General features: G+C 68.4%; 26 protein-coding genes. 10 read left to right on the plus strand and 16 right to left on the minus strand.

Going from position 1 to position 21,990, the window contains the following annotated elements:
• Nucleotides 1–18: 18 nt before the first annotated feature.
• Nucleotides 19–729: an ArsR/SmtB family transcription factor gene (locus HEB94_RS28970; protein ID WP_192752814.1), complete on the minus strand. Its 711-nt coding sequence runs from the start codon at nt 727–729 to the stop codon at nt 19–21.
• 102 nt (nt 730–831) lie between these two features.
• Here HEB94_RS28970 and HEB94_RS28975 point away from each other — a divergent pair, with 102 nt between their 5' ends.
• Nucleotides 832–1,257: a nuclear transport factor 2 family protein gene (locus HEB94_RS28975; protein ID WP_192752815.1), complete on the plus strand. Its 426-nt coding sequence runs from the start codon at nt 832–834 to the stop codon at nt 1,255–1,257.
• Nucleotides 1,258–1,315: 58 nt separating this feature from the next.
• Nucleotides 1,316–1,777, plus strand: coding sequence for a GNAT family N-acetyltransferase (locus HEB94_RS28980; RefSeq protein ID WP_238361663.1), 462 nt, complete (start codon nt 1,316–1,318; stop codon nt 1,775–1,777).
• A gap of 88 nt (nt 1,778–1,865) precedes the next feature.
• Here HEB94_RS28980 and HEB94_RS28985 read toward each other — a convergent pair whose 3' ends face one another.
• The 4 genes from HEB94_RS28985 to HEB94_RS29000 form a co-directional block, all read right to left on the minus strand.
• Entirely contained in the window at nt 1,866–2,609 is a 744-nt protein-coding gene (locus HEB94_RS28985) for an SDR family NAD(P)-dependent oxidoreductase (protein ID WP_192752817.1), read from the minus strand.
• A gap of 122 nt (nt 2,610–2,731) precedes the next feature.
• Nucleotides 2,732–3,658, minus strand: coding sequence for a LysR substrate-binding domain-containing protein (locus tag HEB94_RS28990; protein WP_202896613.1), 927 nt, complete (start codon nt 3,656–3,658; stop codon nt 2,732–2,734).
• A gap of 33 nt (nt 3,659–3,691) precedes the next feature.
• Nucleotides 3,692–4,687, minus strand: a complete 996-nt coding sequence (locus HEB94_RS28995) for an MASE1 domain-containing protein (protein WP_192752818.1) — start codon at nt 4,685–4,687, stop codon at nt 3,692–3,694.
• Between the two features lie 200 nt (nt 4,688–4,887).
• Nucleotides 4,888–5,580: a TetR/AcrR family transcriptional regulator gene (locus HEB94_RS29000; protein ID WP_192752819.1), complete on the minus strand. Its 693-nt coding sequence runs from the start codon at nt 5,578–5,580 to the stop codon at nt 4,888–4,890.
• A gap of 75 nt (nt 5,581–5,655) precedes the next feature.
• Here HEB94_RS29000 and HEB94_RS29005 point away from each other — a divergent pair, with 75 nt between their 5' ends.
• A complete protein-coding gene (locus HEB94_RS29005) occupies nt 5,656–6,210 on the plus strand; it encodes an SRPBCC family protein (RefSeq protein WP_192752820.1) in 555 nt (184 codons plus the stop codon).
• Nucleotides 6,211–6,296: 86 nt separating this feature from the next.
• On the opposite strand, the gene HEB94_RS29010 is transcribed toward HEB94_RS29005, so the two are convergent.
• Nucleotides 6,297–7,145: a phytanoyl-CoA dioxygenase family protein gene (locus HEB94_RS29010; RefSeq protein WP_192752821.1), complete on the minus strand. Its 849-nt coding sequence runs from the start codon at nt 7,143–7,145 to the stop codon at nt 6,297–6,299.
• 117 nt (nt 7,146–7,262) lie between these two features.
• Between HEB94_RS29010 and HEB94_RS29015 the strand changes: the two genes are divergently transcribed.
• Together HEB94_RS29015 and HEB94_RS29020 are read left to right on the plus strand one after the other, a co-directional pair.
• Nucleotides 7,263–7,850, plus strand: coding sequence for an AraC family ligand binding domain-containing protein (locus tag HEB94_RS29015; protein WP_192752822.1), 588 nt, complete (start codon nt 7,263–7,265; stop codon nt 7,848–7,850).
• Between the two features lie 216 nt (nt 7,851–8,066).
• Nucleotides 8,067–9,284 (plus strand): amidohydrolase family protein, encoded by a 1,218-nt coding sequence (locus tag HEB94_RS29020; protein WP_192752823.1) that lies wholly within the window; start codon nt 8,067–8,069, stop codon nt 9,282–9,284.
• A gap of 37 nt (nt 9,285–9,321) precedes the next feature.
• On the opposite strand, the gene HEB94_RS29025 is transcribed toward HEB94_RS29020, so the two are convergent.
• Nucleotides 9,322–10,155, minus strand: coding sequence for an SDR family oxidoreductase (locus tag HEB94_RS29025; protein WP_192752824.1), 834 nt, complete (start codon nt 10,153–10,155; stop codon nt 9,322–9,324).
• A 36-nt stretch (nt 10,156–10,191) separates the two neighbouring features.
• Entirely contained in the window at nt 10,192–11,148 is a 957-nt protein-coding gene (locus HEB94_RS29030) for a TIGR01777 family oxidoreductase (protein ID WP_192752825.1), read from the minus strand.
• 114 nt (nt 11,149–11,262) lie between these two features.
• Between HEB94_RS29030 and HEB94_RS51260 the strand changes: the two genes are divergently transcribed.
• From HEB94_RS51260 to HEB94_RS29040, 3 genes are read left to right on the plus strand one after another with little or no spacing between them, the layout of a single operon-like run.
• The gene (locus tag HEB94_RS51260) at nt 11,263–11,424 is read left to right on the plus strand and encodes a hypothetical protein (RefSeq protein WP_238361664.1); all 162 of its coding nucleotides are present in this window, start codon (nt 11,263–11,265) and stop codon (nt 11,422–11,424) included.
• A complete protein-coding gene (locus HEB94_RS29035; protein ID WP_337918037.1) occupies nt 11,405–11,668 on the plus strand; it encodes a metalloregulator ArsR/SmtB family transcription factor in 264 nt (87 codons plus the stop codon). The genes HEB94_RS51260 and HEB94_RS29035 overlap by 20 nt, the downstream gene beginning before the upstream one ends.
• On the plus strand, nt 11,649–12,587 hold the full coding sequence (locus HEB94_RS29040) for a cation diffusion facilitator family transporter (protein ID WP_192752826.1): 939 nt from the start codon (nt 11,649–11,651) through the stop codon (nt 12,585–12,587). The genes HEB94_RS29035 and HEB94_RS29040 overlap by 20 nt, the downstream gene beginning before the upstream one ends.
• A gap of 52 nt (nt 12,588–12,639) precedes the next feature.
• Here the strand turns inward: HEB94_RS29040 and HEB94_RS29045 are convergent, their stop codons facing one another.
• From HEB94_RS29045 to HEB94_RS29055, 3 genes are all read right to left on the minus strand, one after another.
• Nucleotides 12,640–13,158 carry a methyltransferase family protein gene (locus HEB94_RS29045; protein ID WP_192752827.1) on the minus strand — a complete coding sequence of 173 codons (519 nt, stop codon included), beginning with the start codon at nt 13,156–13,158 and terminating at the stop codon, nt 12,640–12,642.
• 49 nt (nt 13,159–13,207) lie between these two features.
• Complete coding sequence (locus tag HEB94_RS29050; protein ID WP_192752828.1) at nt 13,208–13,540, minus strand: ArsR/SmtB family transcription factor; 333 nt, start codon at nt 13,538–13,540, stop codon at nt 13,208–13,210.
• 75 nt (nt 13,541–13,615) lie between these two features.
• Entirely contained in the window at nt 13,616–14,194 is a 579-nt protein-coding gene (locus tag HEB94_RS29055; RefSeq protein WP_192752829.1) for a mismatch-specific DNA-glycosylase, read from the minus strand.
• A gap of 229 nt (nt 14,195–14,423) precedes the next feature.
• Here HEB94_RS29055 and HEB94_RS29060 point away from each other — a divergent pair, with 229 nt between their 5' ends.
• Both HEB94_RS29060 and HEB94_RS29065 read left to right on the plus strand, forming a co-directional pair.
• Nucleotides 14,424–14,861, plus strand: a complete 438-nt coding sequence (locus HEB94_RS29060) for a CBS domain-containing protein (protein WP_192752830.1) — start codon at nt 14,424–14,426, stop codon at nt 14,859–14,861.
• A gap of 144 nt (nt 14,862–15,005) precedes the next feature.
• Nucleotides 15,006–16,136 carry an ABC transporter substrate-binding protein gene (locus HEB94_RS29065; RefSeq protein WP_202896614.1) on the plus strand — a complete coding sequence of 377 codons (1,131 nt, stop codon included), beginning with the start codon at nt 15,006–15,008 and terminating at the stop codon, nt 16,134–16,136.
• Here the strand turns inward: HEB94_RS29065 and HEB94_RS29070 are convergent.
• Genes HEB94_RS29070 through HEB94_RS29090 form a run of 5 tightly spaced genes read right to left on the minus strand, consistent with a single transcriptional unit; the run spans nt 16,105 to nt 21,811 of the window.
• Nucleotides 16,105–17,154, minus strand: a complete 1,050-nt coding sequence (locus HEB94_RS29070) for an ABC transporter ATP-binding protein (RefSeq protein ID WP_337918038.1) — start codon at nt 17,152–17,154, stop codon at nt 16,105–16,107. The two genes, HEB94_RS29065 and HEB94_RS29070, sit on opposite strands and share 32 nt — an antisense overlap.
• A 23-nt stretch (nt 17,155–17,177) precedes the next feature.
• Nucleotides 17,178–18,185 carry an ABC transporter ATP-binding protein gene (locus HEB94_RS29075; RefSeq protein ID WP_192752831.1) on the minus strand — a complete coding sequence of 336 codons (1,008 nt, stop codon included), beginning with the start codon at nt 18,183–18,185 and terminating at the stop codon, nt 17,178–17,180.
• Nucleotides 18,186–18,191: 6 nt separating this feature from the next.
• Entirely contained in the window at nt 18,192–19,082 is an 891-nt protein-coding gene (locus HEB94_RS29080) for an ABC transporter permease (protein WP_192752832.1), read from the minus strand.
• Nucleotides 19,079–20,014, minus strand: coding sequence for an ABC transporter permease subunit (locus tag HEB94_RS53755; RefSeq protein ID WP_192752833.1), 936 nt, complete (start codon nt 20,012–20,014; stop codon nt 19,079–19,081). The genes HEB94_RS29080 and HEB94_RS53755 overlap by 4 nt, the downstream gene beginning before the upstream one ends.
• 36 nt (nt 20,015–20,050) lie before the next feature.
• Nucleotides 20,051–21,811: a peptide ABC transporter substrate-binding protein gene (locus tag HEB94_RS29090; RefSeq protein WP_192752834.1), complete on the minus strand. Its 1,761-nt coding sequence runs from the start codon at nt 21,809–21,811 to the stop codon at nt 20,051–20,053.
• Between the last annotated feature and the right edge of the window lie 179 nt (nt 21,812–21,990).

A 21,990-nucleotide genomic window follows, 5' to 3' on the forward strand; every position in this document is an offset into this window, starting at 1 on the left:
TGTGCGACGGTCCGACCTTCACCGGCCGATCGAGGCGAACCACTCGTCCAGGCGCTGGTCATAGTCGGCGGCCACACGGAGTTCGCGGCCCATACCTCGGCGAAGCCATCGGAGCTCCAGAAGCTGGTTCGTGAGAGCCGCCGGGAGCGCACCGGCGAGATGCGGACGACGGTGCGTCCAGTCCACACAGGTACGTGCGAACACCCGGCGGCTCGACCTCACGGCTCCACCGTCGATGCGCAGGTTGGCCAGCAGCTCAAGGCCGGAGGCGGTGAGCTGGTGGTCACGCTCGTCGACAGGAGCGATCGCCTCCGCGGCGAGGAGGCGATCACGGAGTTCGACGCCGCGGCGTCCGGCGAGGTGGTCGTAACACGTCCGGGCCTCGCTCAGCCCGCGAGCGGCACGGTCCGACCGTAGTGACCGTACGGACGTCGCCGGGGCGAGCTGGGCCAGCGCTTCCAGGAGCACGGCGACGTGCGGTCCGGCTAGTTCGTGGTAGCGGTGCCGGCCCTGTGCTCGTACCGACACCAGTCCGGCCTCGACCAGTTGACGCAGGTGCGCGGTCGCGGTGGCCGGGCGCACCCCCGCGTAACGGGCGAGCTCTCCGGCCGGGAGCGCCCTGCCCTCGGCGAGCGCGACCAGCATCGCCAGCCGAGTGGGATCACCGATCAGGGTGGCGACCGGGGCGAGATCGCGGTCCCGGATCCGTGGGGCGTCCGGGTCGATCATGACGTGAGTGTGTCACAGGGACAGTTTGCTCCCGACCAAACCGTCCCGCTCCTAAGGTCGGCGGTGTTCCCGACACCCGTCGACAGAAGGAGTTTGAGCATCATGTCCAATCCGACCAGGTCGAAGCAGGAGCAGATCAAGCACATCTTCACCGCGTGGGACGACGCACTCGGAGCGAAGGACCTCGACGGCGCGATGAAGCTCTACCACCCCGACGCGACCTTGGAGAGTCCACTGGTCTGTCACCTGCTGGGAAGCAGGGAAGGGATCGTCAGGGGCCGGGACAACCTGCGGGCGTTCGTGGAGAAGGTCTTCGCACACCAGCCCGAGAATCGACGTCGGTTCCGCGCCAGGTACCTCACCGACGGTTCGCGGATCACCTGGGAGTACCCGCGACGGTCGCCGGATGGTGACCAGATGGACATCGTCGAGGTCATGGAGGTCCGGGACGGGCTCATCGCCCACCACCGGGTCTACTGGGGATGGGTGAGCGTCGGCATGCTCACCAGCGGCGAGCACTCCAGGTGACAGGGCGCGTCGATGGAAATCTGTTGACGATGGTGCGAAACGCTCGCCAGGCTTGGGCATGCCTCAAGTGAGCGTGAGACCCGCGACCATCGATGACGTGGAGTTCCTCAGCCGGACGGTGGCCTACTCCGTCGCGTCCATGGAGCATTCGGCGCAGGAGAAGGCCGAATGGCTGGCCGGTTTCCGGGAGGACACCAGGGAACAGATGTTGGGTTTGGTCGAGGACAGCCTGACCTACGTGGTGGAGGCCGACGGTGAACGCGTCGGGCGGCTGCGCGTAGTTCGGACCGCCGACCGGGTCTTCGTGGCCGGCATCCAGATCCGATCCGCTCACCAGGGCAAGGGGATCGGCACGGCCGTCCTCACGGGCCTGCTGAAGGAGGCGCGCGACAAGGGTGTGCCCGCCGAACTCCACGTCAGCAAGGACGATCCCGCTGCCGAGCGGCTGTACACCAGGCTTGGGTTCCGACGATGTGGCGAGCAGGGCGACGACTACCTCATGACGACAACATCGCGTTGACGCCGCACTCATCCGCACGAGATGCGATGGGAACCAGCGGCCCGCTCCGCGATGGTGTTCGGAGCGGGCCGCCGGTGGTGAGTGATGCTCAGACGGCGACGCGTCCACCGTCGACGGGTAGCACCGCACCGTGCACGAAGCTCGAACGGTCGGTGGCCAGGAAGGTGATCGCCTCGGCGATCTCCTCAGCCGAGCCGGGCCGCCCGGCCGGGGCGGTGGCGGCCAGGTTGTCGAGGTCCTCGCCCATCACTGCCGTCCCCTCGGTGCGCGTGGGCCCGGGGCTGACCGCGTTGACCCGGACGCCGTGCGGTCCGTACTCCGCGGCCCAGGACTTGGTGAGCAACACCAGTGCGGCCTTGCTCGCGCCGTAGAGCGCCATTCCCGCGGCACCGAACTCGGCCACCATCGTGGACAGGTTGATGATGGCGCCGCTACCCCGCTTCGCCATCTCCGGTGCGAACTCGGCGACCAGGAAGAACGGCGCCTTCACGTTCAGCGCGAACACCGAGTCGAAGTCCTCCTCGGTCGCCTGGTCGGTAGGGCCGAACGGATAGATGCCCGCGTTGTTGACCAGGATGTCGACATCCCCGACGAGGTTCCTGGTCCGGCTGGCCAGCGAACGGACGGAGGCCCTGTCGCTCAGGTCGCTGGCCAGGAAGTCGGCGCGGCCGCCGGCCGAGCGAATGGTCTCGACCACCTGGCTCCCGCGCACTTCGTCCCGTCCGGTGACCACGACGTGCGCACCGAGTTCGGCGAGCGCGATGGCGGCCGCCCGTCCTATGCCGCTGTTTCCGCCGGTCACCAGCGCTGACTTTCCGCGCAGCTGTGTCATTTCCTCACCCACATCTCCAGCCCGCGGGTGGCGGGCGCTGGCCGGGTCTCTCCCGACCGGTGGGTGTAAGCCGGCGCAGGGCCTGGACCTTCCGACCGAGCTGTCGGAGTAGCTTATGGCCGCTATTGGCGGCGGGCGCTGTCCCGCGGCGCGGCGGGACACCGGCAGTCCAACGCGGCGACGAGTCGACCGACGTCGCGCCGGTGGGAGCTGGCGGGCCACGCCGCCCAGGTGCGTCGTACCAGCGGATGACCGGCCAGTGGCGACCAGGTGATGGATTCCGGGAGCGGCTGGGACCAGTTCGGGGGTGCCAGGGCGAAGGTTCCCCCGGCGGCGACCGCGGCGATCTTGACGTCGGCGATGAGTTCCTGGCCCGCGGGAGCGGGCGGTCCGAGATCGATGCCGTGACTGCGCAAAGTCGCCGTGAGCTCGTCGTACCAGGCCGGACTCCCGTCGCGGGGGAAACCCACCCAGTCCAGACCGACGAGCGCGTCCAGGCGGATGCCGTCAGGCCGGGCGAGCTTCGCGGCCTGGTCCGAGGCCAGGAGTACGCCGAGGTGCTCCTCGACCGCGAGTACGGCGTCCAGGTCGTGGCCGATCGGGTGTTCGCGGACCAGCCCGACGTCGATCTCGTCGGAGCGGAGGGCCGCGAACTGCGCCGCTGTGGACATATGACGCGCCAGCACCCTCGTTCTCGGGTAGGCGGCGGTCAGGTCGGCGATCGGCTGGGTCAGCAAGTCGGTGGGCAACTCCAGGGGAATCCCCAGCCTCAGCGCGCTTTCCTCAGGCGTGGCATGACGGGAGACCGCGGCCAGCGCCTGGTCGTGCCGCGAGAGCACGGCGCGGGCCTCGGCCAGGAGTGTCATGCCGGCCTCGGTCGCCAGTACGCCGGTGCTTCGGCGCTTCAGGAGCTGGACACCAAGCTGCCGCTCGAGCGCGTTCATGCTCTGGGAGAGGGCGGGCTGGCTCACGTGCAGTCGTCGCGCGGCCGCGGACAAGCTACCTTCCTCGACGACCACGACGAACGCACGCATCTCTCGAAGCTCCACGTGTCCATGACACCACGTGCTCTCGCAGGTGCGTCAGGTGCTCCGGCGGCGCTGCCCGTGGGAGGGAGCGTCCTCAGGGCGTAGCCGCTCGTCGAGCCTGTTCACCGCGGCGGCGATCTCGTTCGCGGCGTCCTCGACCCGTCCGTAGGCGCGGGTGAGTTCGGCGATGATCGCGGCGAGGACCAACGCCGTCAGGGCCATTGATCCGTTGAAGGTCTCGATGGTGATGAGGTTGGAGACGAAACCGTGTCCGGCGAAGGGACCGCCGGCGTTCGAGGCCCCGTAGGTGACGACGATCGAGGCGATCAGAGCGCAGGGTGCGGCGCCGGGCAGTTGGAAGCGTAGGGCCGCCCAGATGAGGAAGGGGAAGACCAGGAAGAGGAACTGCGTCGAGCTTCTGGTGGCGAGCAGGGTCACGAGGAAGGTGCCGGTCAGGATGACCGCGATCTCGAGCACCCGGAGTGGGCGGACCCGCCGCGGTCGACGAACTCGGTAGAGGAGAAGCAGGACCGGTGCGAGAAGGAGCACCCCCATCACGTTGCTCATCCACAAGAGCAGCCAGCGCAGCCAGAACGCGTTGTCCGACTGGAGACCGGCGAGCACCAGGACGGACATGCTGACGGAGGTGTTCAGCACCATCGCGGCCAGGGTCGCGAACACGAGACTGAGGGCGTCTCGTAGCCGGTCGAGCTCTCGGTGGAAGCCCATCCGGCGTAGTAACAGGAAAGTGAGGGACACCGCTGCGACCGTGCCCGCGCAGAGCACCACCGACTGTGGAGGCGGACGGTGCAACGCGAACATGTTGACCAGGAACGAGCCGACGCCGACACCTGGCAGAATCCTCGGTCCGGCCAGGAGGACGGCGGCCACCGCGATGCCCGTCGGTGGCCACAGCAGGCGAACAGGTCCAGGCCCCAGATGCTGCATCGGGCCCAGTTGGGCGAGGCCGTAGTAGGCGCCCGCGACGACGAGGCACTCGATCACGGTCAGTGCCGGGCCCGGGATCGCGACGCGCCCGGTTGTCGCCAACCAAGGGAGCGAACCGCGACCAACCATGACACCTCATCGTACGCAGCGGTGCCTCGCCCGCAAGCCCGTTGCTTATGGCGAGAAGGTCCCTCTGTCGTGCATATCCGGCGCCGAGATTATGTCCGTCAAGCGGACCTTTGCACACATGACAGGTGCGATCGAGCGGGCGGATTCGCCTGGTTTCGCCATGCCTGCGCAGGTCAGACGTCCAACTGTCGCTCGATACCGTCGAGGAGCCGCTCGAGGCCGAACTCGAACCGTTCGGCGTGAGTGAGCGTGACGTCGGTTCTTCTCAGCTGGGCGAAGGCGGCGTAGTCGGGGTTGTCGAGCATGGCCCGCTTCCAGGACGTGACAGACCGAACCTGGGCCGCGGTGAGTGGGGCGTTGGTCGTCGAGGTGGTCTCGGCGATCTCCCCGAGTACGGCGCCTCGCACGTAGTGGTGGATCGTCGAGGTCACCGCTTCGGCCGTCGCCGGATCGGGAGACAGGCGCAGGGCGGCCGCGGCGGCGAGGTTCGCCATCCGGAGCGTGTGGGGTCCGACGGTGACGACGAGAGTCGGCAGCCACGGGTGCTGGAGGTACTGCGCCCGCATCGCGTGCGCGATCGCACTGAGGTCGGCGCGCCAGTGTCCAGACGTCTGGTCAGGTAGGTCGGCCGCCTCGTGGACCGCGTCGGCCATCAACTCGAGCAGTTCGTCGCGGCTACGGATGTAGCGGTAGAGCGTGGTCGTCCCGGTCTCCGCCTCGGCCGCGAGGACGCGCATGGTCAGCGCGGCGAGTCCGGCGCGATCGGCGATGTCGATCGCGACGTCGACCAGACGGCGAAGCTCACGGCGGGCACGAGGCGAGAGGGTCGCGTGCCGCACCCACACGACCGTGTCCTGCGGGCCCATCGGGCTCCTTCCTCGCCGGGATCGAGCACACCCTAGTACTGGGAACAGTGTTCCCATTTCAGCTACAGTGTTCCCATGAGCCGTCTCACACGGAGGTCCACGCGCATCACCCTTGTCTGTGTCGTCGCCCTCGGCGCGATCGTCGCGGGTCTCATGGTGTGGTCGAGCACGGGTGTCCGCCTGAGCTCCCACACGGTCGTCAGTCTCAGCCGCGACCGGGTGTGGGAGTTCTTCGTCGACCCGCACAACCTCGCCAGATGGGACCGAAGCGTCGGACGGGTGGAACCCACGACGGCGGCGCCGATGGGGACCGGTTACACCTTTGACACCATCTCTCCCGGTCCGGACGGGGAGGCGACCCGCTCGTCGTACCGGATCGAGGACTTCACCCCGCCGCACGGCGCCCGAGTCGACCTCGTCGGCTCACCGCAGTTCCAGCGCGCCTCCTGGCACACGAAGCTCGAGCCGGTCGCCGGTGGGACCCGCGTCGTCATCGAGGTCGAGTTCGCCCCCAAGCTCGGCTACTTCTTCCTCACGCCGATGCTGTTGCTGAGCAGGGGCAACCTCATGACGGACATGACGTACCTGCACGACGAGATCGAGGCGTACGCACGCAGGACGCCGTCCTGATCCGGTTCGACGGTTCGAGGCTCGACCAGGAGTTCCGCGCGGTGCTGAAGAGAGTTCGCGCGGTGCCAAGGAGTCCGATGGGATCGCTAAAGGCCGTCCCGGTCGTGCCAGTGCTGTTGCCAGCGCTGGTCGACCGGGTGGTCTCGGCGCTGGTAACGGATGTCGGTCGAGAGCCGGATCGTGCCGTGGTCGTCGACGTTGTCCAGAGCGGCGTGCACCGTGTAGGCGGAGTGGACGACCATGTCGCCCGCCGCGTAGTCGCACACGAGCCACCGACCGTCCACGTCCTCCGCCAAGGTGCGTACGTCGGCGGTGATCGAGGCCGCGGGGCGGCGCAGACCACCATCCACCTCGGTGCGCGCCCACACATGGGTGCCTTCGAGATACATGAGCCCGCCCTGGTCGACGGGGCAGTCGCCCAGCGGGATCCACGACGTCAGCACCTGGTCGGTTCCCTCGCGGATGTACACCAGGTCGTAGTGGGCCTGGGTCGCGGTTCCCACGCCGCGTTCGCCGGGCCGGATGTGCCGGAGGATCTTGCGTCGGTGCAGGAAGGCGTCCGAGCCGAGGAACCACTCGTACCACGCACGGATCGCCGGCTGGGTGCAGAAGTCCAGATAGGTGGAGCCTGGAACGACGTCCCGGAACAGCTTCGACCGCAGGGCGGCGCGGTCTGGCTCGCCCGGGCCGGCGATTCCGTCGCCGGGATCCGTGCCCGGCCGCGTGAGGCCGGTGCCCGACAGCGACGAGAAGTAGTAACGCCGGAAGGCACGTACCGCGTCCGGGTCGAGGGCACCGGGCAGGAACAGGTAGCCCTCTCGACGGAACCGGGAGCGCAGGGCGGGCAGATCGGTCCGCTCCCGGTCAGGGACTGGCCTGAGCTCACCAAGCCGGGCGGTGGAGGTGTCAAGCTCGTACCCGTTCGACGTCAGCATTCCTCCAGTGTTCAAAATGGGGTTCTGGAGCGCCATGGACAAGGTCGCGGGGGAGTAGGACATTCGTGCCGGCACGCCGCCGCGAGAGTCGCGGCGTGACATCGAGAGGAGCCCGCGGTGGCCGTCAGGCGGATGCGCTACCTGACGCCGAACGCCTCCCACGAGCGGCTGGGGCTGTACTGCCTGGGGGCGGGGTACCAGGAAGGAGTCGCCCGGCCGAGCCGGGGTCGCGTACTCGACTGCCACGCCGCCGTCTTCGTCACCGCCGGTCGCGGCCAGGTGCGACTCGGCGACCAGGAGGTACGCGACGTTGTCGCTCCCGCCCTCTTCTGGCTCGTCCCAGGCGTGCCGCACTCCTACGGCCCGGACTCCCGCGGCTGGGCCGAGCACTGGGTTCTCTTCGGGGGTTCGGCCACCACCGGCTATGAGGAACTCGGCTACATTCCGCGCGCACGGCCGGTCGCCCAGGTGGTGGACGTGGTGCCGCTGCAGCAGGCGTTCTTGGGTGTCGCCGCCGCCTGCCACCGCGACGGACCACGGACCGATCCCGTCGCGAAGGAACTGCTCGCCACCTCGGATCTCGGGGTCTCGTCGGTGGCGCGGCAGGTCGGATACGAGGATCCGACCTACTTCGCCCGCATCTTCGGCCGCAAGGTCGGCTTGTCACCGACCGAGTTCAGGTCGCAGCAGAGCCTCACCGGGTGAGTCGGGCCATCGACGGGCGGAGTTCGGCCGGGCTCCTCGCGGACTGTTCCGGGAACGCCAGGAATGGCGCGAACGCGTCAAACCGGGCCCGGCCGGCACCGTGTCATGCTGAGAATGACGGCTCGCGACCGGCGCAGGAGCTGGCCGCACGGGGCGCCCAGGCATTCGGGACCCGACCATTCGGGACCCGGGCCTCAACCGTTCAGTGAGGTTGTGATGAGTGCGTTCGTGATTCGGGGAGCTCGGGTGTTCGACGGCGAACGTGCGCTGGGCGAACTCGACGTCCGGGTCGTCGACGAACGTGTCGCTGCCGTCGGCGCGGCCGGCATGATGGTGCCGGCGGACGATGAGGTGGTCGACGGCAGCGACGCGACGTTACTGCCAGGTCTGATCGACGCGCACACCCATACCGGTTCGGAGCCGCTGCGCCAGGCGCTGACGTTCGGGATCACCACCGAACTGGACATGACCTCGGTTCCGCAGACCATGATCCCTTTGCGCCGCGAGGTAGCGGAGGACCGGACCTTCGCGGACGTCCGAAGCCCGTCGGTGTCACTCACCCATCCGCAGGGGCATCCGCACCAGCTGCGGCGGGGGATGGGCGATCCGTCCTGGCCCACCGCCACCCGGGTCGAGGACGTGGCGGAGTTCGTCGAGGATCGGCTGGCGGAGGGCGCCGACTATCTCAAGGTCCATCTGGAGGACGGGCGGGTACTCGGAACGTCGCTGCCGAGTGTCGCGCCGGAACTCATCACGGCAGCGGCGCGCGAAGCGCACGCCCGCGACCGGATGGTGCTCGCGCACGCGCTCACCGTCGACGCCACCCGCCAGGTGATCGCGGCGGGGGTCGACGGTCTGACCCACCTCTTCGTCGATGGCCCGCACACCGCGGACGTCGTTGAGCGGATCGCGGCCTCCGGAGCGTTCGTGGTCCCCACGCTGAGCATGCTCGCTTCCACCACAGGCCAGTCGGCCGGAACGGACCTCGCGCGGGATCCGCGCGTGCGGTCCAAGCTGCCGGCGGACTGGTTGGACAACCTCGCGGCTCCGTGGGGCACTCTTCCGCCGGAGAACTTCGACGTCGCGCTGGCCTCCCTCGCCGCCCTGCGCGCGGCCGGTGTCGACGTCCTCGCCGGAACCGACGCGGCCCACTTCGGGGTGTCGGGCGTGGCGCACGGAGCAAGCCTGCACGGCGAACTGCGGCTCCTGGTGCGCGCCGGAATGAGTCCGACCGAGGCGTTGCGGGCCGCGACCTCCCTGCCGGCACAACGCTTCGGGCTCTGCGACCGCGGACGGATCGGACCCGGCCGGCGGGCCGACCTGGTGCTGGTCGCGGGCGACCCCACCAGGGACATCGGCGACACGTTGTCGGTGCTGGCGGTGTGGCGGCAGGGGACCCGCGTACCTCTCGCCTCCGTCCAAGCGCGTCCCTGAGGCTTGCTTGCCGGTGCGTGGTGCCGGCCTGCTTCGGTCAGTCCCACCGGCGGAAGCCGCCTTCGGTGTTGATGACCTGGCCGGTGATCCATGTGGCTTCGTCGCTGGCGAGCCAGGCGATGAGGCGGGCCGGGTCGTCGGGCGTGCCCCAGCGTCGAGTGGGAAAGTGACGGCGCACTGCCTCGTGGACGTCGGGTGGTGCATAGCCGGTGTCGACGGGGCCGGGATTGACCGTGTTGAGGGTGATCGCCTGGTCGGCCAGGTGGTCGGCCAGGGTGCGGGTGATCGAGGCGAGTGCGCCTTTGGCTGTGGCGTAGGCGATCTCGTCGCGCATGGGGCCGAGGTCCTGTCCGGAGGTCATGAAGATGACCCGGCCGCCGGGACGCCCGTCGTGCTGCGCGGCGAATGCCTGGGCGAGCAGGAGAACCGATCGGGTGTTCACGGCCCAGTGGGCGTCGAGCATCGTGGCGTCCAGCGCGCCCAGTGGGCCGTCTCCCCCACTCCGGGCGTGGTTGCAGACGAGGATGTCGATGTGCCCGTAGGCGTCTCTTGCTGCCTCGATCAACTGGGCGGCTGCGTCGGGATTCGCCAGGTCAAGGTCGGTGTGGTGAACGGCCGCGTCATCGACCAGGGTGTCGGCCACCGCGTCGACCAGGGCCTGTGGTCCGTCGGGGTCTGCTCCCCAGGGCTGGTCGCGGTCATGTGGTGCGTAGTGGTGAAGGAAGAGACTCGCGCCCATGGCGCCAAGTCGGCGGGCGGTCGCGAAGCCGATGCCGGCGCGTCGGCTCACTCCGGTTACCACGGCGACACGGCCGCGTAGCGGCAGCGGATCCCGTTGCAGGTGCCCGGAAACGGTTTCGGTGTGAGTCATGGGCGTAAGTCTTAGCGCGGTGGGACCGCCGGGTGGTCAACGGGCCCGGACGCGACGGACCAGGTCGGCGGCGGCCTCCGGCCACTCCGGGAACTCGAAGTCGAAGCCCGCGTCGACCAGCCGTCCGGGAACGACGCGTCGGCTCTTCAGCAGGAGCTCGGTGTCGGAACGGATGGCGAACGCGCCCAACTCGGCCATCCATCTCGTGGCCGGCAGGCCGAGCGGCACCTTCCAGGCGGCGCGCACGGCCCGCATGAAGGCGCGGTTCGGCAACGGATGCGGCGCCGCGACGTTGACCGGGCCGGTCAGGTCGTCTCGGGTGAGGAGGAAGTCGACGGCACGGGCGAGGTCGACGTCGTGGATCCACGACACGAACTGCGCCCCGCCCGCGACCGCGCCGCCGAGTCCGAGTCGCGCCAGTCGGAGCAGGACGTCGAAGGCGCCGCCACGGTCAGGGCTCATGACGATGGCGGTGCGCAGGGCGACCTTCCGCGTCCCCGGTGTGGTGCGCTCCTCCTGCGCGGCCTCCCAGGCCCTGGCGATGTCGACGCTGTACGACCAGTAGGCGGGAGTGTCCTTCTCGGCTCCACCGATGATGCCGGTGACCTCGTCGTTGGGGGCGTCGAACCGGTGCGCGTAGATCGTGGCCGTGCTCATCTGCAGCCAGACCCGCGGCGGCTTCGTGGCTTCCTCGATCGCCTCGCCGACCACGCGGGCCGAGTCGACCCGCGAGCTCATCATCTCCTGCAGGTTGGCCGGCGTGTAGCGGCAGCTGACGCTGCGACCCGCGAGGTTGATCAGCGCGTCGCAGCCGTCGACCTCCTCGGTCCAGCTGCCCCTGGTACGCCCGTCCCACCGCACCATCCGGACGCCCGGCCCCATGGATTGGTCGACGCGACGGCTCAGCACCGTGACGTCGTGACCTGCCTCGGTCAGCGAACGAGTGAGAATCCCGCCGATCTGCCCCGTGCCACCAGGTATCACGATCTTCACGGGAGAGATTCTGTCAGTGGCCGTCACCGTGAGGCATCCCATTGTGGCCACGCGCGCCCGTTGACACTGCCCGCGCGAGGCCCACAGTGTGGACATGTGAACAATCGTTCAGAGGTGGAGCGAGTCGAGGGCTGCGCCGTCCGGTTGGTCGACCCGGAACGGGTCGCGGACGTGCGCACCCGAATGCCCGCCGAGAACGACGTCGTCGACACCGCGGACGTGTTCGGTCTGCTCGCGGATCCTGGTCGGCCTGCTGGTGGCACTGCTCGACGGTGAGCTGTGCGTGTGTGATCTGGCTGCCGTCAGCGGGCTGAGCGAGTCCTCGACCTCGCACGCCCTTCGCCTGCTGCGCGCGCACCGAGTGGTCTCGGTTCGTCGCCGTGGCCGGGTCGCGTACTACCGCCTGGACGACGCTCACGTCCGGATGCTCCTCGATCTCGCGTTCGCGCACACCGAACACACCGACGCCATCCATCCTGAAGGACGATGCGGAGGAGACGATGGACAGCTCCGGTCATAGTCCCGGTCATGGCCACGGTCACGGTCATGTCACGGCAACCGGTCGGCACAAAGGAGCCCTGACCGGCACGCTGGTGATCGCTTTGGTGACGTTCGCTGCCCAGGCCATCGGCGCCGCGGTCTCCGGCAGCCTCGCCCTGCTCGCCGACGCCGGTCACGTGTTGGCCGACAGCGGCGGGGTCGCACTGGCGCTCCTCGCCACCATCCTGGCCGCACGCCCACCGACCGGACGACGAACCTTCGGCTGGGCGCGGGCGGAGATCCTCGCCGCCGCCGTCAACGGCCTGGTGCTCGCCGGTATCGGTGTGTACGTGCTCGTCGAGGGGATACGCCGGCTGATCGAGCCGAGTCCGGTCGAGCCTGGAGGGATGGCGCTGTTCGCGCTGATCGGCCTGGTCGGCAACCTCGTCGGTGTCGCGTTGTTGTTCCGGGCCCGCGAGGCGAGCCTGAACATGCGCGGAGCCTTCCTGGAAGTGGTCACGGACACGCTCACTTCCGTGGGCGTGTTGATCGCCGCCGCCGTCATCGCGACAAGCGGCTTCCTGCGCGCCGACGCACTGGTCTCCGTCGTGATCGGGCTGGTGATCCTTCCTCGGGCGGTGAAGCTGCTGGGGGAGGCCGTGAACATCCTCCTGGAGTCAGCACCGGAAGGGGTGGACCTGGACGAGATCCGCCGCCACATTCGCGAGGTCGACCACGTACGCGACGTGCACGACCTGCACGTCCACACGGTGACCTCCGGCCTGCCCGTCCTGACCGCGCACATCGTGGTCGACACCGAGTGCTTCAGCGACGGACACGCACCCCGGATTCTCGACGAACTCCAGCACTGCCTGGCCGGACACTTCGACGTCGAACACTCGACCCTGCAGGTCGAGCCCGCCGGCCACATCGAGCACGAGCACCCCACCCACATCTGAGGCCAGGCGGAAGGATCCGATCGCCGGCTGAGTGACACCGACGGTGCGGGTCTCAGCGTCCAGACGGCGCTTGGTCGAGGCGACCCTGGCCGACACGCGGAAGGAAACGGCCCACCCGGTCGGTGTAGGCGGAGTACGCGGCGCCGTGGGTGCGCGCGAGGTAGGGCTCCTCGACGACGCGGACCTGCAACTCGATGCCGGCGACCAGGCAGGCGAGGGCACCCAGTTGGAGCCAGCTGGGCGCCATGAGTGTGAGCCCGGCGGTCGCCGTGATCATGCCGGTGAAGATCGGGTTGCGCACCAGGGTGAACATCCCGCGTACGACCAGATCGGTGCGTTCGGTCTCGTCGACCCCGATCCGCCAGGAGGCGCCCATGGTCTGCTGGGCGGTCAGCACCACGGCGAAGCCGACGAGGGTCACCAGGAGGCCGACCGTCCAGGACGCGGGTCCCGCCAGCGTCGCGATCGTCGGAAGCGCCCCGGTCGCGGTCAGCGTGAGGGCCGCCGTGGACAACAGGAGGGCGCCGGCGAAGAGCACCCGCGCCCACCATGCCGCCGAACCAGTGGTCATCGGTCGGGCGCGTATGCCGGGCGTGGGTCGGGCGAACCGGCCCGAGTTGTCAGCAGCACCCCTCGGTCTCCGAGGTCGCGCAGGCCGCCGGATCGACGGCCAGCACCAACCCGAGCAGGTCACCGAGTGCGTGCGCGATCTCCGGCTGGGCAAGTTCGTACCTGGTCCGGCGTCCCTCGGACGCCGTGATCACCAGACCGCAGCCGCGCAGGCAGGCCAGGTGGTTGGACAGGTTCGTACGCGAGGCGCCGAGCATCTCGGCGAGGTCCGCCGGGTAGCGCGGTCCCTCCCGCAACGCCAGCAGGATCCGCGATCTCGTCGGATCGGACAGAGCGTGCCCGAACCGCGAGAGCACCTTGGCCTCGGTGGCGACCTTCAGCATGGAAGAACTGTACATTCGATGCTGAACTCAGCGTCAAGTGAACTCAGCCAAAGTGAACTCAGCGAAGGATGAAACTCACTGGGCGGTCTCGATCCGGAGGCCGGCCGCGACGGCGACGTCGCGATAGGCCATGGCCAGGGACGCGACCGTCGCGTGCGCGTTCAGACCGCTCGGGTTCGGAACCACCCACAGCTGTGAGCCGCCGAGGTCCTCGGGTTGGCGCCCCACCGCCGTGCGCGGCCTCCCGAACGCCGTGCGATAGGCGGTGACGCCCAGGATCGCCACGACCTTCGGGGCGAGCGCACCGACGCGTCGTCGCAGGTCGTCCGCGCCGGCGACGAGTTCGGCCGCAGTGAGTTCGTCGGCTCTGGCGGTGGCACGCGCGACCAGATTCGTGATCCCGATGCCGCGCGCGAGGAGGTGGGAACGATCCTCCTCGGCGTAGCCGCCGGAGGCGTCGATCAGACGATCGATGATGCCGGCCCGGAACAGGGCCGGGTAGAACCGGTTTCCCCGGCGGCCGAAATGGCTCTGTACGGCGACGGTCAGGAGTCCGGGGTTGATCCCGACGAACAGCAGCCGCACGTCCGGTGCTACCAGGTCGGGCAGCGTGTGCCCGCGGAACGCTTCGAGTTGCGCACGCGTGAACCCCATGCACCCAGACCATAGGTGACCCGCGCGACCCGGCCGTCGAGCAGGTGTCCCGCCCCGAGCCGCGTATGGCGAAGGTCCCGCGAACGTTTCACATCCGGCACTGCACAGGGCGTGGGCGAACCTCGTTCACTGGAAGTACCACCGTCTCGCGGGGCATCGGGATCATGCGGGTGAGCTCCGCGAGGATCTTCGGATTTGTCAGACATGCCAACGAGGCAAGGGGGCCACCATGACAACCGCACGGGACATCATGCACGCGGGCATCACCTGCGTTGGCGAGAACGAGACACTCCGGGACGCCGCCCGAATGATGCGCGATCTGAACATCGGTGCCCTGCCGATCTGTGGCGACGACGACCGGCTGCACGGCATGATCACCGACCGGGACATCGTGGTGATGTGCGTCGCGACCGGCGGTGACCCGGCGACCATGACCGCCGGCGAACTCGCGCAGGGCAAGCCGTTCACGATCGACGCGAACGCCGATGTCGAGCGGGTGCTGGAGACCATGGAGACGCACCGGATCCATCGGCTTCCGGTGCTCGACGACCGGCGTGTGGTCGGCATGATCAGCGAAGCCGACCTCGCCCGTCACGTACCGGAGCAGCGGGTCGGTGAGTTCGTGGAGGTTCTCTGCGCCGAGTTGACCGGACCACCGGCGGCCTGACCGGATCGGCCCCGGCCATCGCGTTCCCGGTCGAGAGCCCAAAGGCGGCGCAGGTGGCGATACTCGGGCGTGTGAGGGTGCCGAGTTAGGGTAGGCTACCCCAACTTTACGGTGGTGAGCCGTCGACCGCACCTGGAGGCGCACGTGGGCAGCCTGACTGACCCTCATTCCTACGTTCTGTCGCGGCGCTTTCTGTCGCGGCGGACCTTCGGTGGCGCCCTGGCCGCCGCGTTCCTGGCCTCGGTCACCGGCTGCGGTGGTGAGAGCACCAACCCCGGAAAGACGACCGGGACCGATCCGTCCGCGGCGCCCTCAGGCGACGCGACGTTCCCCAGGACCGTCGAGCACCGCTACGGGAGCACGACCATCTCCGCCGAACCCAAGCGGGTCGTGGTCGTGGGACTCATGGAGCAGGACGCTCTGCTCGCACTCGGCATCGCTCCGATCGCTGCCACGGAGTGGTTCGGTGAGTATCCCGGCGCGCTCTGGCCGTGGGCCAGGGAACGGCTCGGAGACGCCCCGGTCCCGCAGGTCCTCCCCGCCGCCGACGGCATCCAGTACGAGAAGGTCGCGGCGCTCCAGCCCGACCTGATCATCGGGATCTACTCCGCACTCACGCAGAAGGACTACGACACCCTCTCCCAGATCGCCCCGACCGCCGCGCAGCCGAAGGGCAACGCCATCCACTGGGCCGCGTCCTGGCAGGAGGTCACTCTGGGCGTCGGCGCCGCGGTGGGCCGACCGGAGCAGGCCAGGAAGCTCGTCGACGACCTCGAGGCGGTGATCGCGAAGTACGTCGCGGACAACCCGTCGTTCAAGGGCAAGACGGGGCTGGTCGCCACACCCTATGAGGGTTTCTACGTCTACAGTGCCGCCGATCCGCGCGGTCAGCTGTTGAAGTCGCTCGGTTTCGTCATGCCCGCGGGGCTCGACGAGGTGACCGGCAAGGACTTCGGCGCGACCATCAGCAACGAACGGACCGACCTGCTCGATGTGGACGCGCTCGTCTGGCTGCTCGACTTCTACGAGGCGGACAAGAAGAAGGTCGACTCGAGCCGGCTCTACACCTCCCTGGACGTCAGCAAGCAGCACCGCGACATCTTCATCGCTGGTGACCGGGCGAAGGCCTACCACGGTGGCACGTCCTTCATCACCGTGCTGAGCCTGCCCATGGTGCTCGAGCGGCTGGTGCCTCAGCTCGCGGCGGCCGTCGACGGCAACCCTGACACCCCGGTTCCGGAGGTCACCGAGACCCCGACGTCGAAGGGCGGCTGACGCCCACCGGGTGGTCGCGCACGGCCTGCTCCGCGAAGTGGCACGCGACCTCGTGTCCGGCGCCGACCGACTCGAGCAGGGGTTCCTCGACGCGGCAGCGTTCCTGGGCGAGCGGACAGCGCGTGTGGAAGCGGCAACCAGGCGGTGGGGCCAGGGAACTCGGCACCTCGCCGGTCACCGAGGCGCGGGTCGGCTCGCGACGCCGTGTCGGATCGGGGACCGGCACCGCCGAGAAGAGCGCCTGCGTGTAGGGGTGGTGCGGACGCGCGTAGAGGGAGTCGCGGTCGGCGATCTCGACGATCTTCCCGAGGTACATCACGGCCACCCGGTCGCTCATCTGGCCGACGACGGCGAGGTCGTGGGCGATGAAGAGGTAGGCGAGGCCGAGCCGGTTCTGCAGATCGGTCAGCAGTTGCAGGATCTGCGCCTGGATCGACACGTCGAGCGCCGACACGGGTTCGTCGAGGACGAGGAACCTCGGCTCCACCGCGAGGGCCCGCGCGATCGCGATCCGTTGGCACTGACCCCCACTGAACTCGTGCGGGAAACGCGAGACCGCGTCGGCGGGCAGCCCCACGAGTGCCAGCAACTCCTGGACGCGTTCTCGTTGCTGGGCCTTCGGCACCAGGTGGTGCACGCGAAGCGGCTCGCGGAGGAGTTGGCCCACGGTGTGCCGTGGGTTGAGCGAACCGATGGGATCCTGGAAGACGATCTGCATGCGCCGCCGTAACCCGGCCAGCTCGCGGCGTCCGAGCGTGGCGAGGTCTCGACCCTCGAAGCGGATCCGGCCCGCGGTGGGGCGTTCGAGGAGCAGGACGGACCGCCCGGTCGTGCTCTTGCCGCAGCCGCTCTCACCCACCAGGCCGAGTGTTTCGTGGGTGCCGAGCGCGAAGTTCACACCGTCGACAGCGTGGACGGTCTCGCGGCGGCGTACGACCGTGCCTGCACCGCGAACGTCGTAGTGCACGACCAGTCCCTCGACCTCGAGCAACGATGCGCGCGCCGGTGCGACGCTCACTTCCTGATCCGTCGATGTCGGCATCATCGCGCGACCTCCGTCACTTCTGCGACCGGATGCCAGCAGGCGGTCGCGTGTCCGGTCCCGATCTCCTCCAGCGGAGGGGTGTGCGTACGGCACTGGTCGGTGGCGCGCTCGCAGCGCGGGGCGAACGGGCAGCCTTCCACCAACTCGGTCACCCGGGGTGGGAGTCCCGGAATGGCGTGGAAGACCCGTGACCTCTTCGCCGTCAGCCGCGGTACGCAGCGCAACAGTCCCAGGGTGTAGGGGTGTGCCGGGCGGGCGAAGAGGTCGAGGACCGCGGCCGTCTCCATGACGCGGCCGGCGTACATGACGACCACCCGGTCGCAGTGGCCGGCGACGATGCCGAGGTTGTGGGTGATCAGGATGGCGCCGAGGTTGGAGTGCGCCACCAGGTCGTCGAACAGCTCCAGGATCTGCGCCTGGATGGTGACGTCGAGCGCTGTCGTGGGTTCGTCGGCGATGAGCAGCCGGGGCCGGCAGGCCATGGCCAGGGCGATCATCACGCGTTGGAGCTGTCCACCGCTCAGGCGATGCGGATACTCGCGCATGCGGGTGGCGGGGTCGGGGATGCCGACCGAGCGCAGCAGTTCGACCGTCCGCTCCCGGCTGTCCTGACCGGTCATGTCCAGGTGCGCGGACAGCACCTCCTGGAAGTGCGCCTCGATGGTGAGGACGGGGTTGAGGGAGGTCATCGGGCTCTGTGGGATCAGCCCGATCCGGGCACCCCGGATCTGCCGCATCCGGGACTCGGGGAGGGCACGCACGTCCTCGCCGGCGAAGACGATCTCGCCCTTGGTGATGCGTCCGGGCGAGGGCACCATCCGCATGATCGACTGGGCCGAGACGCTCTTGCCCGAACCGCTCTCGCCCACGACACCGACCCGCTCCCCGGGCCGTACCGAGAGGTTCAGTCCCTGCACGGCGTAGACGGTGCTGCGTTCGAGGTCGAAGGAGACGTGCAGGTCCCGCACGTCCAGCAGCGGCGCGCCGTTCAGCTCATCAGGCATGCAGGCCTACCTTGACGTCGGGTCGAGGGCATCGCGCAGTCCGTCCCCGGCGAAGCTGAAGGTGAGGGTGGCCAGTGCGATGCAGATGATGGGAAGCAGCGCGACCACCAGACTGACGGTGAGGTACTGCTGACCGTCGTTGATCATCTTTCCCCAGTCGGCGAGGGGGTCCTGGACGCCGAGTCCGAGGAAGCTGAAGCCGGCCGCCGCGAAGATCGTCGCCGGTATCTGCTGGACGAAGAAGACGATCATCGGCCCGACCGCGCTGGGCAGGATGTGCACGAAGATGATGCGCCAGGTCGGCACTCCCAGCGCCCGTGCGGCCACGACGAAGTCGCGGTCCCGGAGGGCGATGTACTGCGCGCGGGCGAGTCGGGCGAAGCCGACCCAGGCCGTCACGCCGAGGAAGAGAAGGAGTTTCAGGACGCCGGAGCCGAACAGCGCGATCAGCAGCAGCGCCATCAGGACCTGCGGGACCATCGTGAAGACCTCGAAGGCCCGCTGGGTGAAGAAGTCGGCGACGCCGCCGAACCACCCGCTCGCGATGCCGATCGGAATACCGATCAGCGCGCCCACGAGCGGTGCACCGATCGCGATCGTCATCGAGGTCTGGGCGCCGTAGATCGCCCGGCTGAGGATGTCCCTGCCCAACTGGTCGGTGCCGAGGAGATGGTCGAGGCTGGGTCCCGTGAGCGACTGGTTGAGATCCTGGGCGGCATATCCGTACGGCGCGAGGAGCGGGGCCAACGCCGCCACCAGCAGGATGAGGACGGCCACGATCCCACTCACCAGCGCCAGGCGGTTCTTCCGGTAGCGATACCACGCCGCGTGCCAGAAGCTGGAGTCGGCGCGGGCCGGCCTACGGCCGGCGACAACCGACCCTTGCGGAAGGCTCATCGGGACAGTCCCTCCAGACGGACTCGAGGGTCGACGATCGTGTAGGCGATGTCGCTGAGGATGTAGCAGGTGCCCCAGAGCACCGCCACGATCAGCACCAGCGCCAGGATGAGGGGGTAGTCCCGGTGCAGGCTCGCCGTGGTGAAGTAGCTGCCCAGGCCGGGCAGCGCGAAGGTGGCCTCGATGAAGATCGAGCCGGTCAGGATGTTGGGGATGTTGGGTCCCATGATCGTGATCAGCGGGATCAGGGCCGTACGCAGGACGTACCGCACGGTGATCCTGCGTTCTGACAACCCACGCGCACGACCCATCCGCACGTAGTCGGCGTAGGTCACCTCGAGGGTGCTGGCCCTGGTGAACCTCGCCATCAGGGCCATCGGATACAGCGAGAACGCGATCACCGGCAGGATCAGGTCCTGCGGTCGACCCCAGCCGCCGGCGGGCAGCCAGCCGAGCTTCACCGAGAAGATCGAGATCAACAGGAAGCCGACGACGTAGTTGGGCAGCGCGACACCGATCGTCGACACCGCCGAGGTGAGCACCCAGTCGATCCAGGTGTTGTGCTTCAGCGCCGCGACGCAGCCCATCACCAGGCCGCCGACGTAGGAGAGGACGATCGTGCAGGCGCCGACGATCAGGGTGATCGGCCACGCCTTCGCGATGAGTCCGGCCACCGTCATCGTCGGTTGCTCGAAGGGGATGCCGAGATCACCGTGCAGCAGAGCCCAGAGCCAGTTGAGGTACTGCCGCCAGATCGGCTCGTCAAGGCCGTACTTGCGCATGATGTTGGCCATCGCGGGCGCGGGTAGGGGCTGTTGGGTCTGGTCGAAAGGACCACCCGGCACGGCGTGCATGAGGGCGAAGATCAGCATGGTCGTGACGAGCATGACCAGCAGCAGGGTCAGGAAGCGTCGAGCGAGATAGGCGATCACCGCGCCACCACTACTTTCTCCAGTCCGTCCGGCAGCTCACTGGAGATCGGTCGGCTTCTGGCGCGGCCAACTGTCCACGTTGTCAGCGACGTGGAGTTGCTGGAGGGAGTCGCTGGTCGAGTTGAAGCCCGGCCACTGGATCCCGTCGTACCCGTCGGCGTTCTTGCCCAGCGCGGCACCCTTGATGTACGGCGCGTAGTAGTAGCCGTAGAGCAGGTGGAAGATGAAGACGGCGGGCGCGTCCTGGGTCAGCAGCACCTGTGCCTGGGTGTAGATGTCCTGGCGCTTCGTCGTGTCGCTCTCGGCAGCGCCCTTGGCCAGCAGTTCGTCGTACTCCGCGTTGTCCCAGTTGTGCCGACCGCCGCTCTTGTAGACGCTGAGCATGTTCGACGCGTCGAAGTAGTCCATCCCGTAGGGCACGAAGCCCATCGTGAGCTGCGTCGGCTTCTTGTTCATGCGGTCGTAGAACGTCGTCTTGTCGATCTCCTGCAGGCGGATGTTGACGCCGAGGGTCTTGTTCCAGTTCTCGGTCAGCGCCTGGACGACGGAGCTCGTGTTGGAGACCGCGTTGGCCCACCAGTTGAAGGTGACCTCGGGGAAGCCGCGGCCGTCCGGGAAACCGGCCTCGGCGAGAAGGGCCTTCGCCTTCTGCGGGTCGTAGTTGGTGTGGGGCTTGAGCGGCTCCTCGACGGCGAAGGGGTAGCCGGGCGTGAGGTATCCGTAGGCGGGGGTCGCCAGCGGCTCCAGCAGGCTCTTGATGATGGCGTCGCGGTCGACGCAGTGCGCCAGTGCCTGGCGGACCTTGACGTTGTTGAACGGCGCCTTCGTGGTGTCGAAGAAGGTGTACCAGATCTGGAAGTCGTTGGGGTTCTTGTAGAGGTGGAGGTCCTTGGTCCTGGGGTTCTTCGCGGCGACCTTGAGGTTGAGCGGCGTCACGCCGATCTGGTCGATCTGCCCGGTCTGGAAGCGCGGCAGCATGTCGCCGCCCGCGTAGATCTTCCCGACCAGGGTGTCGATCGCCGGTTTGAACGGGCCGGTGTACTTCTTGTTCGGCCCAAGGACGATGGTCGCCGTCGGGTCGAACTTCGTCAGCGTGTAGGGCCCGCAGGTGACGCAGGTCTCCGGGTTGATGTTGTAGCTGCCGGAACCGTACTTATCGAGCGCCGCGGCCGACAGGGGAGTGGTGTAGAGGCAGGCCGACGGGACGTAGGCGATCGGCCCCTCCGTCTCGATGACCAGGGTGTACTTGTCACTGCCCTGTTTCACACCGATGGAGTTGGCCGGGACCTCGCCCGCCACGGCCTCCTTGTAGTCCTTGATGACCCCGGACCAGAACCAGGTGAAGTCCCAGGCGTGCTTCGGCTCCGCGGAGTAGCGCAGGGTCTCGACGTAGTCGGCGGCGGTCAACTCCTTGCCGTCCGACCACATGATTCCCTTGCGGAGATGGAAGGTCCAACTGGTGAGGTCGGCGGACTGCTCCCAACTCGTCGCGGCCCCCGGCACGATGCTGTAGTCCCGGTTGAGCCGGACAAGCGGGATCGTGAACTGGTCGGCCAGTGGCGCGCGCGAGTAGACGGACTCGTAGAAGTCGAGTGCCTTGTAGCTCGCCCCGGTCGAGTCGAAGGGCTGTACGTAGTACTGGTCACCGGCCGGTGCCGCACCGGCGGGCAGCTTCACACCGAGTGCGTTCTTCGTTCCGGCGCCGCTTTGTGTCGGCTGGGACTCGCCGCCGCAGGCGGCGAGGGTCAACGCGCCCGCACCCGCGGCCAGGAAGCCCCGACGACTCAGGGTGGACATGCGCCGCAGGTGGTTTGTCGTCATCGGTTCGCTCACAGGAGCGCTCGTTGGTTCGCTCGGTCGTTCCATCTCGCTTCCCTCCCTCGGTTCCCTGACGGGCCGAGCCTTGCCCCCGCGATGTCGATCCAGATCCAGCCCACGCACACGTGAAAAAGGAGCGGTGTGCTCGCTCGTGACAC

Origin of the sequence: Actinopolymorpha pittospori, from assembly GCF_014873875.1 — a bacterium.
Taxonomy (GTDB): domain Bacteria; phylum Actinomycetota; class Actinomycetes; order Propionibacteriales; family Actinopolymorphaceae; genus Actinopolymorpha; species Actinopolymorpha pittospori.